General features: G+C 40.7%; 14 protein-coding genes. 13 read left to right on the top strand and 1 reads right to left on the bottom strand.

Features of this window, described 5'->3' with window-relative positions:
• The first annotated feature begins 210 nt into the window (after positions 1 to 210).
• From NST25_RS28465 to galU, 6 genes are all read left to right on the top strand, one after another.
• Positions 211 to 420, top strand: a complete 210-nt coding sequence (locus NST25_RS28465; protein WP_036678627.1) for a DUF2759 family protein — start codon at positions 211 to 213, stop codon at positions 418 to 420.
• Positions 421 to 572: 152 nt separating this feature from the next.
• On the top strand, positions 573 to 1,646 hold the full coding sequence (locus tag NST25_RS28460) for a trypsin-like peptidase domain-containing protein (protein ID WP_340392958.1): 1,074 nt from the start codon (positions 573 to 575) through the stop codon (positions 1,644 to 1,646).
• Positions 1,647 to 1,673: 27 nt separating this feature from the next.
• On the top strand, positions 1,674 to 3,587 hold the full coding sequence (locus NST25_RS28455; RefSeq protein WP_340392957.1) for a stalk domain-containing protein: 1,914 nt from the start codon (positions 1,674 to 1,676) through the stop codon (positions 3,585 to 3,587).
• A 102-nt stretch (positions 3,588 to 3,689) separates the two neighbouring features.
• Complete coding sequence (locus tag NST25_RS28450) at positions 3,690 to 3,872, top strand: hypothetical protein (RefSeq protein ID WP_076182184.1); 183 nt, start codon at positions 3,690 to 3,692, stop codon at positions 3,870 to 3,872.
• Between the two features lie 409 nt (positions 3,873 to 4,281).
• Complete coding sequence (locus tag NST25_RS28445; RefSeq protein ID WP_076282455.1) at positions 4,282 to 6,804, top strand: U32 family peptidase; 2,523 nt, start codon at positions 4,282 to 4,284, stop codon at positions 6,802 to 6,804.
• A 322-nt stretch (positions 6,805 to 7,126) separates the two neighbouring features.
• Positions 7,127 to 8,014, top strand: coding sequence for a UTP--glucose-1-phosphate uridylyltransferase GalU (gene galU, locus NST25_RS28440; protein ID WP_076099650.1), 888 nt, complete (start codon positions 7,127 to 7,129; stop codon positions 8,012 to 8,014).
• A 73-nt stretch (positions 8,015 to 8,087) separates the two neighbouring features.
• Here the strand turns inward: galU and NST25_RS28435 are convergent, their stop codons facing one another.
• Entirely contained in the window at positions 8,088 to 10,841 is a 2,754-nt protein-coding gene (locus NST25_RS28435) for an O-antigen ligase family protein (protein WP_340392956.1), read from the bottom strand.
• 150 nt (positions 10,842 to 10,991) lie between these two features.
• Here NST25_RS28435 and rfbA point away from each other — a divergent pair, with 150 nt between their 5' ends.
• The 7 genes from rfbA to NST25_RS28400 are packed head-to-tail and all read left to right on the top strand — an operon-like array spanning position 10,992 to position 16,944.
• Complete coding sequence (rfbA, locus tag NST25_RS28430; RefSeq protein WP_076307500.1) at positions 10,992 to 11,864, top strand: glucose-1-phosphate thymidylyltransferase RfbA; 873 nt, start codon at positions 10,992 to 10,994, stop codon at positions 11,862 to 11,864.
• Positions 11,865 to 11,908: 44 nt separating this feature from the next.
• Entirely contained in the window at positions 11,909 to 12,460 is a 552-nt protein-coding gene (gene rfbC, locus NST25_RS28425) for a dTDP-4-dehydrorhamnose 3,5-epimerase (RefSeq protein WP_076307499.1), read from the top strand.
• 52 nt (positions 12,461 to 12,512) lie between these two features.
• The gene (rfbB, locus tag NST25_RS28420) at positions 12,513 to 13,580 is read left to right on the top strand and encodes a dTDP-glucose 4,6-dehydratase (protein ID WP_256715998.1); all 1,068 of its coding nucleotides are present in this window, start codon (positions 12,513 to 12,515) and stop codon (positions 13,578 to 13,580) included.
• Positions 13,581 to 13,636: 56 nt separating this feature from the next.
• Positions 13,637 to 14,491, top strand: coding sequence for a dTDP-4-dehydrorhamnose reductase (gene rfbD / locus NST25_RS28415; protein WP_076307498.1), 855 nt, complete (start codon positions 13,637 to 13,639; stop codon positions 14,489 to 14,491).
• A 35-nt stretch (positions 14,492 to 14,526) separates the two neighbouring features.
• Positions 14,527 to 15,306 (top strand): ABC transporter permease, encoded by a 780-nt coding sequence (locus NST25_RS28410; protein WP_076307497.1) that lies wholly within the window; start codon positions 14,527 to 14,529, stop codon positions 15,304 to 15,306.
• A gap of 24 nt (positions 15,307 to 15,330) precedes the next feature.
• Entirely contained in the window at positions 15,331 to 16,059 is a 729-nt protein-coding gene (locus tag NST25_RS28405; protein WP_076307610.1) for an ABC transporter ATP-binding protein, read from the top strand.
• Between the two features lie 39 nt (positions 16,060 to 16,098).
• Complete coding sequence (locus NST25_RS28400) at positions 16,099 to 16,944, top strand: NAD(P)-dependent oxidoreductase (protein ID WP_076307496.1); 846 nt, start codon at positions 16,099 to 16,101, stop codon at positions 16,942 to 16,944.
• The last annotated feature ends 18 nt before the right edge of the window (positions 16,945 to 16,962 follow it).

Genomic DNA, 16,962 nt, shown 5'->3' with positions numbered 1-16,962 from the left:
TGGGCTCACAACGTTTCCCTAAGCACACCCAATTGTCAGTGATCAATCTCATCGTTATTACGGATTTTGCAGGGATAAAATATATTTTTTACGACAAATACATAATTTTTCTACAAAACCTATTGCATCGCCCAAATGGTAGCGATAACATAGAAGGTGATATGGGGATTACTGGATCTTGCTTGACAACATTTTTGAGGAGGTAAGGTTATGCTGCTTGCAGAAGTTGCCGCGCAAGGACCGTCTAAATTTCATACCTTTGATGTGTTTATGATTTTATTTACCATCTTGATTTTGGTCGGGGTTGTTCGACTATTGAAAGCTCCCCAGAAGAACAAATTTGCCATTGGTTTTGGAGCCGTCAGCTTGCTGGTTTTTGTGATCTCTGACTATGCCATGGTGATGCATTGGTTAAGTTAATGAAAGAACTAAATTGAACAGCTTTGCACCAAAAGACTCCTTTAACGCCATGGGCGCATTGAAGGCGTCTTTTTTCAAATAATATAATGTAAAATTTATCCACGAGCAAAGAGAGGGTCTGGTGAGGAATGAGGAGTGTTGGGGAGAAGCTGGTGAAGAAAGGATTAGGTCTATTACTGTGCGGCGTAGTGCTGTCGGGAGTATGGAGTCAGTCGGTGTTTGCTTTTGATAGTACTAGTAAGGTAGTTAGTAAAGCAGGGGCAGAAGATCCGATACCTGGAATTATTAAAAGTATCACTCCTTCTGTTGTGGGCATTATCGGTAAAGACGAGAGTGGCGGTAATAGTGGCCCGGATGATCGGTACAATCTGACGCATGGCTCCGGCATCATTGTGAAATCGAACGGATGGATTGTAACCAATGCTCATGTAATCAAGGATCTGCAAAATGCCATAGTGGTCACTTCGGACTCCAAAACCTACAGCGTTAAAGAAACCTATCTGGATGAAGTTAGTGATCTGGCGCTGATCAAAATTAATGCCACCCATTTAAAGCCCGCCAAGTTTATTCCAGCGAATAGCAAAACAGTGGTTGGGGAGAAGGTTATTGCTATCGGAACACCGATTAGCTTTTCTCTACGAAACTCAGCGACTGTAGGCGTTATAAGTGGTCTTAACCGTGAGGTAGATGCGGCTTATCGTCTTATCCAGAGTGACACTGCGATTAATCCCGGAAACAGCGGAGGGCCTCTTGTAAATATGAAAGGTGAGGTGCTGGGAATCAACAGCCTGAAATACTCAGCGGTGGGTGTGGAAAATATGGGGTTTTCGATTCCAGCGAATACTGTGCAGTATATTATGAACCAGCTTTTAAAATATGGTGAGGTACAGCATCCGAGTCTAGGGCTAGAGCTGGAGGCGAGCTGGTCTACGATTGTGGGATTGCCAACGCTGGACCCGCTGTCCGTCACTAAGGTGGTATCTTCAGAAGCGCTCAAGTCAGGGGTTGCTGAAGGGGACGTCTTGTATAGCATCGACGGGCATCGTGTGGTCTCACTAGTTGATATTAATGAATTGTTCAAAAGCTACCTGCCGGGAGCAACTGTGCGGCTGGTTATGCAAAGCGATGGGGATATCGTCGTCCGTAAACTCGTGCTCACTCAAGGTGATCCGTTGTTAAGCGGAGATGATTATGAAACGGATGGGGACGAGCACGCGGAAGAGTGATTAGCAAACTGGAGAGGGGGACGGTAAATGGGCTTTAAAATTTTAAAACAAGGATTTTGTGCGATGCTGGCCTTATTACTGCTATTTTCTATATTACCCATACAAACAGCATTAGCTTCACAAGGAGATAAGCTACAGCTGAGTCTAAAAGTTGGTAGTACTTCAGCTACGGTGAATGGTAAGAAGGTGGCTATCGAGCGGCCTTATACGGAGAATGGAACGGTTATGGTCCCGCTTGGGGTTTTTAAAAAGACGTTTGGCAGCACTGTTTCCTTAGAGCAGAACAATGTTGTAAAAGTAACCTACGGTACTCATTCAGGGGTGATGACGATTGGGAGTGATATCGCTTGGAAGGATGGGATCAAAGTTAAACTGGGCTCAGCGCCCCGGATGGTTTCAGACGTGCTGATGGTACCGCTACGTTTTGTAGCTGATGTGTTAGGTGCGACTCTCTCTCAAGGGAGTGGGGGTGAGCTAATGGTTACCCTAGTTCCTATAGACAACGAAGAAGAAACGCCAGAGGAGACTGGGATTGACAGCGATGTTGGTAAGACTCAAATTGGGAACAGCTATTTTCAATGGACACTGAATTATCCCTCTGGGCTGATTGCTGGAAATAGCGGTGGAGATGAAAGTGTGGCTACCTTTTCAAGTGCGGACAATCTATATTATGTGGAGATTCATGTAAGTGACCAGGCGGTTGCGGTGGATGCGGATGGGCTGCTGGAACAGATGGTTCGGGAGGTCGAGGCAGGTGGGGAGTTGATATTGGATCGGGAGTCGTTCCCCAAAGCCGCGGTACCTTATGCTAGATTGATCAGTAAAGATTCCAGTGGAGCGCTCTGGGAAAGCAGACTGTTATATGCTGAAGGTCGACTCTACGAGATTTATTTGACGGATAACAAAGCAGTTAATTATAAAGATTTTGCTAAATATACAGGATTACTTAACTCTTTCCAGCCTTCTTTTGATACTAAAAGCAAAAAAATCCGTGATCTTTCTACGGTGAAAAGTGGATTGCGAGACGCGTACAATGAGGACTATGGGATTTCACTACAGGTTCCCGCAGATTGGAGTAAGGACGACCAGCATCTCTATTACGAGAGTAAGCAGGGAAGTCATCTGAGTGTGGCAGTTACCTCGGCACCTGCTGGTTCTACACTAGAGAGCTGGGCTGAAGATCTGAAAATGAAAACTAAAGAAAACTTTGTAGCGGATGCTTATATTCTGAAAGACAGCAACAAGTCGGAGATCTCGGGCGTATCCGCACAAATTAATGAGCTACAGCTAAATTACGGCAACGGTGTTACTACAGAATATCAAGCTCTCATACTCAAAAATGGGTATCGTTATTATTTTGAATATGTAACAGCTGCTGGGCAAGATGACGATAAGGCAAAATTCAAACCCATCATATCCTCTATTGATATTGATTTTGCTCTGCTGAAGGAGAACTTCGGGCGACTCGCTAGTGATGATTATAAGACGCTCAAAAATAAGACACTAACCAAAGTATCCAAAACCTACGGTTATGCCATTGATATTCCAAGTTTATGGACACCTTATCAGGATATTTTTGAGACGCAGTCGATTGAATATCGGTTCAGCGGAGGACGTCTACAGATCAACTCAAAACCCGAGGGTTCAGTGGATTATACAGTTAATGTGCTCAAAGATGCTTATCAAAATAAAAATAATGATCCCAAAGGCCCTCGTATAGAAAGTGTAGTGGAGTCTACCATTGCGGATGTCCCTGCTACGATCATAACTGCACATCAAATCAAAAATGGCATCCCTCTTCGCAGTAAGCAGGTTGTGTTTGGTAAAAATGATGTGGTCTACACGATTACCGTTACGCTGAATGATGCCAATGCCACTGCAGAACAGCAGGCTCTGTTAGACAAGACACTACAATCGTTTCGGTTTACAAACAGTAAGTAGTTAAAAAAGTACGAAAATCGTAGCTGACACACGAATAGAGGCGTATAATTTAATCAGACGAAGAACGTCCCAGTTGCCGATTTGGCTTGGGGCGTTCTTTTTTTGGATAAAGGGGGAAAAGGGATTCGACCTAAGGATGTTATGAACGATTATGGCGTTAACTTTCGTTTTGCTCGTAAATGGTTGCAAAGTTTAGTGGATAAGGGATACCTGCGGCCTATTATTAAAAATACATATATTTGTTACTATAAACCGATAGAAGGGTTGTCGGAAGGGTTGTTTTAGAGGTTCGGAGCCAATGTTATCCAAGTTGGGCATAATGTGAATAGCTAAAGGGTGGATTGATGTATTTGATACAACATTCTATCGTATGTCCCGTATGTCACGGAATTCCTAGTGAATTGTTGTAAATGTTGCAACTTTTTGTGCCGGTTGTCGATACTAGAGTGTGAGAATGATGCTTTATGTACAACATTTAGTTGTCGAAGCGCTGGATTAGGCAATAAAGTTGCATGTTCTACAACATTCATGGAGTAAAGTGCAATAGGCAAGAAGTCAGCTTCCTGACAGCATTATGACTTTTATTCTATATAAATGTTGGTAAACGCATAGCGCTCAAGTGTGATATTTGATACAATTATCAAGTTAATCAACTAGAAATGACCCGTCAAATTGGCGGTTTGGGAGGATATAAATGAAAGAGCAACAAATACGCAGAGAAGACGTGGAGCTATTGGCACCCGCAGGTGATTGGGACTGCATGCGTGCAGCGGTAGCAAACGGAGCGGATGCTATCTTTTTTGGCGTAGAGAAGTTTAATGCACGGGCCAGAGCGAACAACTTTCGCATGGACGAGCTGTCGGAAATTATGGCGTTTTTGCATAGCTATGGTGTGAAGGGCTTTTTGACCTTTAATATACTGGTTTTTGAAAATGAATTGTCTGATGCAAAAGAACTGATTGATGCGTGCGTGGATGCTGGCGTGGACGCAGTAATTGTACAAGATTTAGGTTTGGTCAAAATGATCCGCGAAATCTCACCGGATTTCCCGATTCACGGATCGACACAGATGACCATTACTTCGCCGGAAGCGGTCGAGTTTACTAAACCTTTCAGTTTGGAACGTGTGGTATTAGGTCGTGAGAACAATCTGAAACAAATTCGTACGATCGGAGAGCAAGCCCGCTTACCGATGGAAGTATTCGTACACGGTGCTTTGTGTGTTTCCTACTCAGGTCAATGTCTGACTTCTGAAATGTGGGGCGGACGTTCTGCCAACCGCGGTGAATGTGCTCAGGCTTGCCGCCTGCCTTATGATCTGATGGTGGATGGTGAGGTAAAACCTATGGGAGACGTAACTTATTTGCTTTCTCCTAAGGACCTGGCAGCAATTGATCTAATGCCTGAGCTGATCGAGGCGGGTGTGACTTCTTTTAAAATCGAAGGTCGCCTCAAAAGCCCGGAATATGTAGCGAATGTAGTTAGTAAGTATCGTAAAGCGATTGATCGGTATTTTGAAGGCGATCTGTCCAAACCTTCGAAGGAGGAGGTGCGCGAGCTGCAACAAAGCTTCTCCCGCGGGTTTACACATGGTTTCCTGGATGGAACGAACAATAAGAAACTGGTAGACGGGACTTTTCCAAAAAGCCGTGGCGTATATTTGGGGACGGTTGAGCAAATTCTGCGTGACGGAGTGGTCTGCCGTATTCATGCACCGCTTAAGCGTGGGGACGGAATTGTTTTTGACGCTGGGGATCCGACGAAAAAAGAAGAAGGCGGTCGTGTCTACGACCTTCGTCGTAAAGGTGTGAAGCTGGAAGGCGAAGCCGGAGAAGGCTGGATCATTGACATCGTAGCCGGTCGTAATGATGTGGATCTTCGTCGTCTAAATGTCGGTGACCGCATTTGGAAGACAAATGACCCTGCGTTAGATAAGGCGCTGCGCCAGACTTATGAAACTGAAAAGCCGTACCGGGTATTTCCGGTACATGTTAGAGTGCAGGGCTGCGTCGGCGAGAAGCTGACGACTTGGTGGACGGACGTTCAGAAGAACGTTACCGTCCGTGTGGATTCGGAGCTCGCGCTGGAAGCCGCACAAAAGCGTCCGATGGATACCGCGCTGCTGGAAGAACAATTCGGCCGCCTGGGCGGGACCGTGTTCCAGCTTGACGCGTTGGAGTCGCATCTGCAAGGCGACGTCATCGTCCCTATGCGCGAGCTGAACAGCATCCGCCGCCAAGCGGTGGAGCTGCTTGCGGGCGAGCGCCCGAAACCGCCCGTCTACGTGAAACGGGCGATCGAGGTTTACGGCGACGCCACCCGTAGGGGCGTCGCTCCGCAGCGCGCTGGTGAAGCGGAGCTCACCGCGCTGTGCCGCAGCCTGCCGCAGGTACAGGCTGCGCTCGAGGCCGGCGTGAGAAACATCTACGCCGACTTCGAGTTTATCAAGCAGTTCCCGGCAGCGGTAGATGCGGTACGGGCTGCAGGGGCCAGCATAGCGCTGGCCACGCCGCGCATTCATATGCCGGGCGAGAACGGCTACCACGCGAATATTCTTCGCTTGCAGCCGGATGCTGTGCTCGTGCGTAATACAGGCGCGTTATATTATTATCTGCGCCGCCGCCAGGAGCAGCCGGATGCTGTGCATCCACGCCTGATCGGTGATTTCTCACTGAATATCGCCAATCATAAAGCAGTGGATTTGTTCCTTGAGGCTGGCTGTGACATAGTAACGCCATCCTATGACTTGAACATTCAACAGATGGTTGATCTGCTTGAACACAGTGATACGTCCCGGATGGAGGTTGTTATTCATCAGCATTTGCCGATGTTCCATACTGAACACTGCGTGTACTGTACCTTTATGAGTGAAGGCACAGACTATACGAACTGTGGTCGTCCTTGTGAAGAGCACCGTGCTTCTTTGCAAGACCGTATTGGAATGTCACATCCAGTTCGTGTGGATGAAGGCTGCCGTAATACCGTCTATAACGCTGTTGAGCAGTCTGGTGCGGAGTATCTGAATAATTTCCGTGACCTAGGAGTATCTTCATACCGTGTGGAGTTCTTGGAAGAGACACCAGAGCAAGTGGCTGAGGTAATTAGCCTCTACAGCCGCGCTCTGCGTGGTGAAATCTCTGGTACACAGGTATGGAAGAGCCTAAAGGCTACTAACCAACTTGGTGTAACGCGTGGGCAATTGGTGAACGCGAAGTAATAAGAGTTAAGAGTTAAAGATAAGGGCTAAGTAACTACCAGGTAGATGCTGGTATTGCTTAGCCCTTTTTTCGGAATTGATCTCGTCCTCACCCTAATTTGCATATACTAAATAGTAGTATATTATAGGGTCAGCAAAGTATTTAAAATAGCAATAATTGATTATAATTCCTGCCCTCTTATTTCATTGGAATAGATATACAAATATAACAAACACTCTGACATAAATGTGCTGTAACTGCTATAATTGAAAGAAATATGCCATTTTAGGGTACTTACAGATATGTAATTGAAAAGAGTATACGATAGAAGGAGTTAATGTGATGAAGATCCGTAAAGCGATTATTCCCGCCGCAGGTCTCGGCACTCGTTTTTTACCTGCAACTAAAGCAATGCCTAAAGAAATGCTACCGATTGTAGATAAACCAACGATCCAATATATTGTTGAAGAAGCAGTCGCTTCCGGGATCGAGGATATTATTATTGTAACGGGGAAAGGAAAACGTGCGATTGAGGACCACTTTGATAACTCATTTGAACTGGAATTTAACTTGGCTGAGAAGCAGAAGTGGGAGCTGCTTGAATCCGTTCGCAAATCTTCTGAAATGGCTGATATCCATTATATCCGCCAAAAAGAGCCAAGAGGTCTCGGACATGCGATTTGGTGTGCACGTAAATTCATAGGAAACGAACCGTTTGCTGTCCTACTCGGCGATGATATTGTTGAAGCGGACAAACCGTGCCTCAAACAGATGATTGACATATATGACGAGTATAAATCTTCTATTGTAGGTGTTCAGCCTGTTCCGTGGGAGGAAGTATCACGGTATGGTGTGGTAGATGGTTCGCCTTTGGCGGAACGTGTCTACAAGGCAAATCGTCTAGTGGAAAAGCCGAAGAGAGAAGAGGCTCCTTCGAACTTAGCTATTCTTGGACGATATATTTTAACTCCACGTATCTTCGATATGCTTGGAGAACAGCAGGTGGGTGTAGGCGGAGAGATCCAACTTACTGACGCGATAGCACGTCTAAGCGAGGTTGAACGAATTATTGCCTATGACTTTGAAGGTAAACGTCATGATGTGGGTGAGAAAATGGGCTTTATCCAGACTACCATTCATTATGCACTTCAACACGAGGAGCTTAAAGATGACTTGCTTCGTTATATGAAAGAGCTTGTCGAGAGCGAAGCAGCTAAGGTCGGGCTATAAGTAAATCTCATATATCGAAAAAAGGCGCGCCACTGTAATTACAGTGGCGCGCCTTTATGGTTTCTTTCTTTTTTTAAAATTGTGAATTTGTAATGGCCTCAACTTGTGCTGCTTCCGCAGGATCAGCTGCGATCAGCGAATCGTATAGTACCTGATCTTCACCACCAGTTTTCGCCAGTGCAGCAAGGTACCAACGAGCAATCTCACGATTGGTTGCATCAGCGAAATCTTGGCTTAAGGCTGTTTTTAAGATGGAGGCTGCAATTTGTATCTTTCCAGACATATACTGCATCTTTCCTACCTTCAGTGTTACATCCGGATTAAACGTCTTCGAAGGATCATTATCCGCAAGTACATGATCGTAGGCCAAAAGCCCAATGACAAAACCAGCTTTCATGTTGTCTATTCTATCTGGATTATCTTGTTGTGCATAAGCTGCCTGCCCCAAATCAAATGAACGGCTGATGAGTGAACTGTACCAATTTATATCCCACGGAGCTTCACTGTTCATAATATCCGTGTAATTAGCATCTGAATTAAGCTTGAGGGTGGACTTCGCTGCATCCTCTTGTCCGGATAAAAGTTGCATTTTGCCAACGTTCAAAGCGATAGTTGGCGTTACTGAGAAAGGACGCCCTTGCAGTTGTTCTGGTGGAAGAGTCTTCAGATGTTCTATTCCAGCAAGAACATGATTATATGCTTCTTGCGCTTCATTGAAATACTCTTGTTTCTTTGTCTCATCTTTTTGATTAAGTGCCTGCTGACCTAAGGCAAAGGAACGGCTGATTATTGCATCATACCAATCGATATCCCAGTTGAACTTATCTGCGTTGTCACGGTAAATACCCAAGGCGACGTCGCTTTGACCTTTCAGATCGTAGTAGCTCACTAATTGGAGCAGAAGATTTTTGTTGTATGGCTCATCTTTGAGTGAGCGAGTTAATACACTGTATGCCTCGTCAAGGAACTGTTCCTGTTGTGTTTGACTAAATACCTGCTGATCCAAGGCCGATAGATAAATTGTCGATTCTGGATGACTTGGACGTTTGTTCAAAGTCTCAATCAATGGGGCTCTAAGCTCTTCGTAGGAAGTGCTATAACTTCTCAATTGTTTAGCTTTCAAAGCAGAGTTACTGGAGCCAATATAGCTGATTGACAAGAACACTAGGAACAAGGTTCCTAAAGAAAGCACAGCGAGGTATCCGAAACGGATGCCCGCTTTATTCCAATTTTTCCGCAGTGGCTTGCTATCCATAACTACTGCCATTCCGGCAAGGCCAATAAAAACTAGTATTCCCATAAAGGCATAACTCATGTTGAAATCAAGTAGACTGTGCACAAGAATAGATAGAGCAATAATTAAATAGAAGAAACCATTCTCGAATTCATTCTTATCCCTTTTTACATACCCACGAATATATTTATAGAAGATATACAGAATGAAACTCATAAATATGAGAAATCCAACAATACCTACTTCAATGAGAAATTGTAAGAAGAAGTTATGCACCTGCCGGCTTGTATAAGGGTTGTTCTGATAATGCTCATACAGCGAGGCCCAGCCTCCTCCACCAGCACCGAGGATCGGATAATCCTTAACTACCTTCAAGGCATCCTTATAAAAAGTAATCCGTTCGAGTACACTATGTTGTTGGAAATTGATGTTCTCGAGGCGAGTCTCCATATTGTCGGGTAAGATGCTTTTTGCACTTGTACCAATGAGCAAGAATGCTACAATGGCTACCAGCACAACTGATCCGAGTGGTATCCATAAACCTGTCAGTTTACGGGACGACACTTTCTCCAATTTCATATGTAACCATGGAGATACGAAACGTTGGATCATCCAGCCGATAATGGCAACAACTATTGAAGCACCCAGCAGGTATCCCCAACCCTTTAAGGCAGCGGATGAAGTGAAATTTGTATTTAACTCTAAGCCCAGATTGGTCACTGGAGTTGTAATTAGTAGCGAAGCAATACCAGCAACTCCTAGATGCAGAATCCAAAGGATTTGCTGTGCAGGTTTTAGGAATAGAAGTAGGAGTATGAATACTACAGGTAGCAGGACTAAGCCGCCACGAGATAACGTCAGTAAGATAGAAACAATGATAGGTACCAACATAAAGCTGTGTGTTAACGTTCCATACCAATTTTTAGAGCGAATAAGCGCGAATATTGCTACAAATAGAAAGGCCATCAAGAAGGCAGCGTACGTATTTGCGTACTGAAAGATCGAAGTCAGACGAAGTCCGTTAGAGTCAGTCATAACAGCATCTAAATAGACATCATTTCGGACGGTGTTTGAGAACCAACCTATAAGATCTCCTGCTAATTTACCACTGCCTAGCCAATTTAAAAGTCCAAAACCCACTATAAAATACGCAATCGCTAATATAGCATTTTGAATGACAACATTTACTTGCTTTTGCTTCATGAGATAAAAGGCTATAATGAAAACTGCGGCATATGTACACTGAATGAACAGCATATTCATCGCCGTATAATGCGAAACTGCGACAAACAGTGACAGAGCATAGGTCACAGGGAGCAATAATGCTGCCCAAGCTACTAAATCACTCTGCTCTTCAAGCTTGAATTGTTTGTAGTTCAAGCCAACACAGACTAGCAGCATCAGTGCGCTTAATAGTGCGGATACATATATTGGCTTCTCGTAATCTACTAGCGATCCATTAAACAATCCCACTTGAAATGGGGTCCAACACAAAAATAGAATAAAACCAACAACTAATGCCCAAATCGGACTTGCTATCTTTTCAACATTTCTCGACTGAGCGGCGTTTTTACCGTATACTGGTTTCGACACGTTATAATCTCCTTTTCCTGTAGGTACGACAATATTTTAGCATATTCTTATGCTGAGAGTCAGTATTAATTGGATTCATATTATGAGCCAAACAAAAGGTACATAAAAATTTATTTATACTTATTAAGTAGAGAGGGGTTTCTATTTATTATGAAGGGTATTATATTAGCCGGAGGATCGGGTACAAGATTGTATCCTCTAACAATTGCAATATCTAAGCAGATTATTCCTGTGTATGATAAACCAATGATTTATTATCCGATGTCAGTACTAATGTTAGCTGGAATACAAGAAATATTGATTATTTCAACCCCTAGAGATATCAAAGGTTTCAAAGAACTATTTGGTGACGGTTCAAATCTAGGATTGAACATTTCATATGCAGTACAAGATGAGCCGAGAGGATTGGCTGAAGCTTTTATTATAGGTGAAGATTTTATAGGCGAAGATAATGTATCCTTAATACTAGGAGATAATATTTTCTATGGACAAAGCTTTGGGCGGTTTTTGAAAGAAGCATCTGAAATTAAAACGGGTGGTACTATCTTCGGGTATTTTGTAAAGAATCCGGAAGCTTATGGTGTAATTGAATCGGATGATAATGGGAAGGTTATATCGATCGAGGAAAAACCTAAAAATCCGAAATCTAACTATGCAGTACCAGGACTTTATTTTTATGATAATCAAGTAATTGAAATTGCGAAAAGTATTAAACCATCTGCTAGAGGAGAACTTGAGATTACTGAAATAAATAACGAATATCTGCGGAGAGGCATGTTGAACGTTAAGCTTCTTGGAAGAGGTATGGCTTGGATGGATACTGGAACCCATGATGCTATGTTGGAAGCAAGTAACTTTGTTGAGGCTATTCAAAAGCGGCAAGGATTATATGTTGCCTGTCTAGAAGAAATTGCTTTTAAAAAGAAATACATCACAAAAGAACAACTTCTAATCCTAGCTAAGCCGCTTTTGAAAACAGAATACGGTAAATATTTGGTGAATGTTGCCGAAGACTTTATTTAAACATAAGATAACTATAATAAAAGACGATTTTTGAGGAGGAACATATGGGACAGTTTATTTTTCACGATACTAATATTAAAGATCTGGTAATCATCGAACCCAAAGTTTTTGGTGACGATCGTGGGTATTTCATGGAAACATACAATTTAAATGATTATAAAAATGCAGGACTCGATATTGTTTTTGTGCAAGATAATCAATCAAAGTCTAAAAAAGGCGTACTTAGAGGTCTTCATTTTCAAACTAAGTATCCCCAAGGAAAGCTAGTTCGTGTTCTTTCAGGAGAGGTGTTTGATGTTGCTGTCGATTTACGAAAAAATTCTCCAACATATAAACAATGGCACGGAGTTTTACTTTCAGGAGAAAATAAAAAACAGTTTTATGTACCAGAAGGCTTTGCTCATGGTTTTGTAGTGTTGTCTGATGAAGCGGAGTTTGTATATAAATGTACTGACTACTACCATCCTGAGTATGAGAGCGGTATACTTTGGAATGATCCTGAGCTAAACATTGATTGGCATCTTGAAGGAATTGAAAATGTTTTGTTATCTGATAAGGATAAAAAACTTAAAACTTTGGTAGAGTTGGGATTGTAATAACTTAGAATAGATGATTGTTTACCAAATAACTAATAAGGGGAAGAATATATTGTCTACGACTAACGAAATTAAAAAAGCGGCTACACATAAACCTTCAGTGATACTGGTGACTGGTGGAGCAGGTTTTATTGGGAGTAATTTTGTTCTTCACATGGTTGCAAAGTATCCTCACTATAAAATTATTAATCTTGATGTTTTAACTTATGCAGGGAATTTAGATAATCTAAAGAGTATAGAAGGAAATAAAAATCATGTATTTATTAAGGGCGATATATGTGATAGTGAGTTGCTAAATAAAATATTTGAGGATTATCAGCCTGATTCTGTTGTGAATTTTGCAGCTGAGTCTCATGTGGATCGTAGTATCCTTGACCCACAAGTTTTCCTGAAAACGAATATTTTAGGTACACAGACATTGTTGGATGTGTGTAAAAAATTCTGGTCTTCTAAATCTGGCACCAAATATGTTCAAGTTTCTACTGATGAGGTATATGGTTCGCTGGGTGAAACTGGATATTTTGAAGAGACAACTCCTTTGGCTCCTAATAGTCCGTATTCAGCAAGTAAGGCATCGGCTGATATGTTTGTCAGAGCTTATCATGAAACTTTTGGTTTAAATACATCCATTACAAGATGTTCTAATAATTATGGACCGTTCCAATTTCCTGAAAAACTGATACCTTTAATGATTTCTAACGCGCTGGAAGACAAAGAATTACCTGTTTATGGAGATGGATTGAATGTAAGAGATTGGTTGTATGTGGAAGATCATTGTATTGCAATTGATAGCGTGCTTCATTCAGGCTTGCCGGGAGAAGTATATAACGTAGGTGGGCATAATGAAAAAGCTAATATTGATATAGTTAAGCTGATTCTTGAGGAGATTGGAAAACCTGAATCTCTAATTAAACATGTTGAGGATAGACTAGGGCATGATAAAAGATATGCGATCGATCCTACGAAAATGAAGGATGATTTAGGATGGGAACCAACAATTATGTTTGAAAAAGGAATACGAATGACTATTCGTTGGTATTTAGATAACAAGGATTGGTTAGATAGAGTTAATAATGGCGAATATCAGGAACAAAACTTTTACAATTCACAGGAAGAATAGGATTGAGTTTATTAAAGGATATAGAATCTGCCGATGTGCTATAGGAGTACGACCAAATGAGAGTTATAGTAACTGGAGCAAAAGGACAACTGGGTTTTGATGTTGTAGAATGTTTAAATAGTCATGGAGTTAGTAATGTAGGATTAGATGTGAATTCATTGGACTTGACTGATTTCAAGGCCACAGAACGTTTATTTTTAGAGTATATGCCTGATGTAGTAATCCATTCCGCAGCCTTCACTGATGTAGAGAAGGCTGAAATACAAATTGATCAATGTAAACTTGTGAATGTTGATGTTACAGAGAATATTGCAATACTATGTAATCAAATTAATGCAAAACTTGTTTATATTAGTACTGACTATGTTTTCTCAGGTGATAATCCTAATGCATATGATGTTGATTCACCAACAGGACCTTTATCAGTATATGGTCAATCAAAGTTGGAGGGTGAAAGAAGGGTTATTAATGAGACTGATAAATACTTTATTATCAGAACCTCATGGGCCTTTGGAATCAATGGACATAATTTTGTGGATACAATGTTGAAAATTGGTAAGAGGCAAAATGTTGTGAATGTGGTTTCTGACCAAATCGGTTCACCAACACACACGGAAGATCTGGCGAATTTGATATTTGAAATGATAAAAACCAATAATTATGGTATTTATCATGCTACAAACGAGGGTCAATGTAGCTGGGCAGAATTTGCAGTTGAAATTTTCCGTTTGGCTGATTATTCAACTGAAGTTAATTTTATAACCTCAGATTTATATCCGGTAAAAGCTATACGACCAAAAAATTCTACTATGTCTAAGGATAAACTTGATCAACAGGGATTCAGCCGTCTACCTCATTGGAAACTAGCTTTAAAAAGATATCTTAATAAAATTCGTGTTTTGCCCCATTAGGTGAAGTCTTATAACAGATAAAAATAAGGAATGATATGAAATTGAGATACTTTAAGAATTTCTGGAAATACAAGGGCTTATTGCGCGAGTTTGTTATCCGAGATCTAAAGGTGAAATATAGACGCTCCTTTCTAGGATATCTTTGGAGTCTTCTTAGTCCTTTGTTAATGATGATTGTTTTGACAGCTGTTTTTTCAAGCGTCTTCAGATTTGATATCCCAAATTTTCCAGTATATTTATTATCAGGTCAGATAATTTTCAGCTTTTTTTCTGAGTCTACCACTATGTCTATGACATCAATTTTAAGTGGTGGTTCCCTTATAAAAAAGGTATATGTTCCCAAATATATTTTTCCTATCTCAAGAGTCTTATCTTCATTTGTTACTCTTGTATTCTCTCTGCTTGCAATTTTTATAGTTATTTTGTTTACAGGTGTGAAGATAACTCCAGCAATTCTCTTTTTCCCTATCCCACTAATATATATATTGTGTTTTTCAATAGGTATGGGACTTATTATGTCAGTTCTAGCTGTTTACTTTCGTGATATGCTACATCTATATACTATATTATTATCAGCTTGGACGTATCTTACCCCTATATTCTACCCGGTAAGTATAGTCCCTGATTATGTAAGATCCATTATCTTTAGTAATCCGTTATATTATTATGTAGAAGCATTTCGTGATGTGGTGTTATATGGTAGGGTTCCAGATGCTCAAACTAATCTAATGTGTGTAATGTTCTCAGTCATTTCTTTATTATTAGGTCTTGTGATTTTTTATAAAAATCAGAAGAATTTTGTTCTTCATATATAGATGGATGGAAGGGTTTGGAATATCATGGAGTATGCAATTGAAGTTCTAGATGTATCTATGAGATTCAATTTAGAAAAAGAAAAAATAAATAGTTTGAAGGAATATATTATAAAATTACTCAAACGTGACATTGATCGTGATGAGTTCTTTGCTCTGAGGAATATCTCTTTTAAAGTTGAAAAAGGTGATTCTTTTGCCATAGTTGGAGGCAATGGTTCTGGAAAAAGTACAATGTTAAAGATTATTTCAGGAATATTTAGCCCCACTACTGGAAAAACGATAATAAATGGATCTGTGGCGCCTTTAATAGAGTTAGGCGCGGGCTTTGATATGGAACTGACTGCAAGAGAAAATGTGTATCTTAATGGTGCTCTACTAGGGTACTCCAAAAAATTCTTACATGAACGGTATGACGATATTATTGATTTTTCTGAATTACATGAGTTTGTAGATGTCCCACTTAAAAATTACTCATCTGGTATGATTGCTAGATTGGGTTTCTCTATCGCAACTATCGTTAATCCAGATGTGTTAATTGTGGATGAGATATTAGCAGTTGGAGATGCTGCCTTTCAGGCAAAATGTGAACAAAGAATGAGCGATATGACATCAGCTGGAGCGACTCTTATTTTAGTATCTCATTCTATTGATCAAGTTAAAAAAGTTTGTAAAAATGCAATCTGGATTAATAAAGGAGAAGTTAAAGCTATAGGTACAGTTGATGAAGTTTGTGATGCTTATGAACGTGGCTAATGAATTTCAAGATTAATAATAGATATGGGAGTGTGTTAGATGTCAAAGATTAGTACTGTTTTGGTAACCGGAGCAGGGGGATATATTGGTCGTTTTGTAGTAAAGACATTGTTGGATCTTGGAATACAGGTTTCTGCCGTTGATTTTAACACCGAGTTTATTGATGATCGAGCGAAAAAACTTGAGTTTAATATATTTGCTGAATATGACAATATCTATGAAGAATTAGGAAGTCCAGATGTTTGCTTACACATGGCATGGAGGGATGGATTTGTTCATAATGCTGAATCACATATGTTACATTTATATTCTCACTATAAATTTATAAGATCTATGGTTGAAGGTGGTTTAAAGCATGTTGCAGTAATGGGAACAATGCATGAAGTTGGTTATTTCGAAGGTGAAATTAATGAAAGTACACCTACAAATCCCCATTCCTTATATGGCATTGCTAAAAACAGTTTGCGACAATCCCTTAGTATTCTTCTTCAAAATAAGGATGATGTTGTATTTCAATGGTTAAGAGCCTTTTATATTTATGGAGATGACGCTAAAAGTAAGTCAGTGTTTTCAAAGATAATTCAAGCAGAAAAAGAGGGTAAAGAGATTTTTCCATTTACTACGGGAGAAAATAAATATGATTTCATTACTGTCGATGAATTGGCGAAACAAATTTCATTAAGTGTTATGCAAACAAAAGTTACTGGTATTATAAATTGTTGCTCTGGTAACCCAATTAGTTTGAAGGAAAAGGTAGAAGATTTTTTAGAAACTAATAACTTTTCCATAAAGCTTGACTATGGAGCTTTCCCTGAACGTCCTTATGATTCACCAGGTATTTGGGGGAATAGCGACAAGATTAAAGAAATAAAGGGCTTGTTTTGATAAATTTCATATTAAAGT

It is taken from the genome of Paenibacillus sp. FSL E2-0190, from assembly GCF_037992965.1.
GTDB lineage: Bacteria > Bacillota > Bacilli > Paenibacillales > Paenibacillaceae > Paenibacillus_AQ > Paenibacillus_AQ odorifer.
Note: the sequence above shows the minus strand (reverse complement) of the source record. Positions and strands in the feature narration are given on the sequence as shown.

Bases quoted from the DNA above. Each gene is read 5' to 3' on its own strand.
- NST25_RS28445 (WP_076282455.1), top strand. From the start codon at position 4,282: ATGAAAGAGCAACAAATACGCAGAGAAGACGTGGAGCTATTGGCACCC.
- NST25_RS28405 (WP_076307610.1), top strand. From the start codon at position 15,331: ATGGAGTATGCAATTGAAGTTCTAGATGTATCTATGAGATTCAATTTA.
- rfbD (WP_076307498.1), top strand. From the start codon at position 13,637: ATGAGAGTTATAGTAACTGGAGCAAAAGGACAACTGGGTTTTGATGTT.
- rfbA (WP_076307500.1), top strand. From the start codon at position 10,992: ATGAAGGGTATTATATTAGCCGGAGGATCGGGTACAAGATTGTATCCT.
- rfbC (WP_076307499.1), top strand. From the start codon at position 11,909: ATGGGACAGTTTATTTTTCACGATACTAATATTAAAGATCTGGTAATC.
- galU (WP_076099650.1), top strand. From the start codon at position 7,127: ATGAAGATCCGTAAAGCGATTATTCCCGCCGCAGGTCTCGGCACTCGT.
- NST25_RS28410 (WP_076307497.1), top strand. From the start codon at position 14,527: ATGAAATTGAGATACTTTAAGAATTTCTGGAAATACAAGGGCTTATTG.
- NST25_RS28455 (WP_340392957.1), top strand. From the start codon at position 1,674: ATGGGCTTTAAAATTTTAAAACAAGGATTTTGTGCGATGCTGGCCTTA.
- NST25_RS28465 (WP_036678627.1), top strand. From the start codon at position 211: ATGCTGCTTGCAGAAGTTGCCGCGCAAGGACCGTCTAAATTTCATACC.
- NST25_RS28400 (WP_076307496.1), top strand. From the start codon at position 16,099: ATGTCAAAGATTAGTACTGTTTTGGTAACCGGAGCAGGGGGATATATT.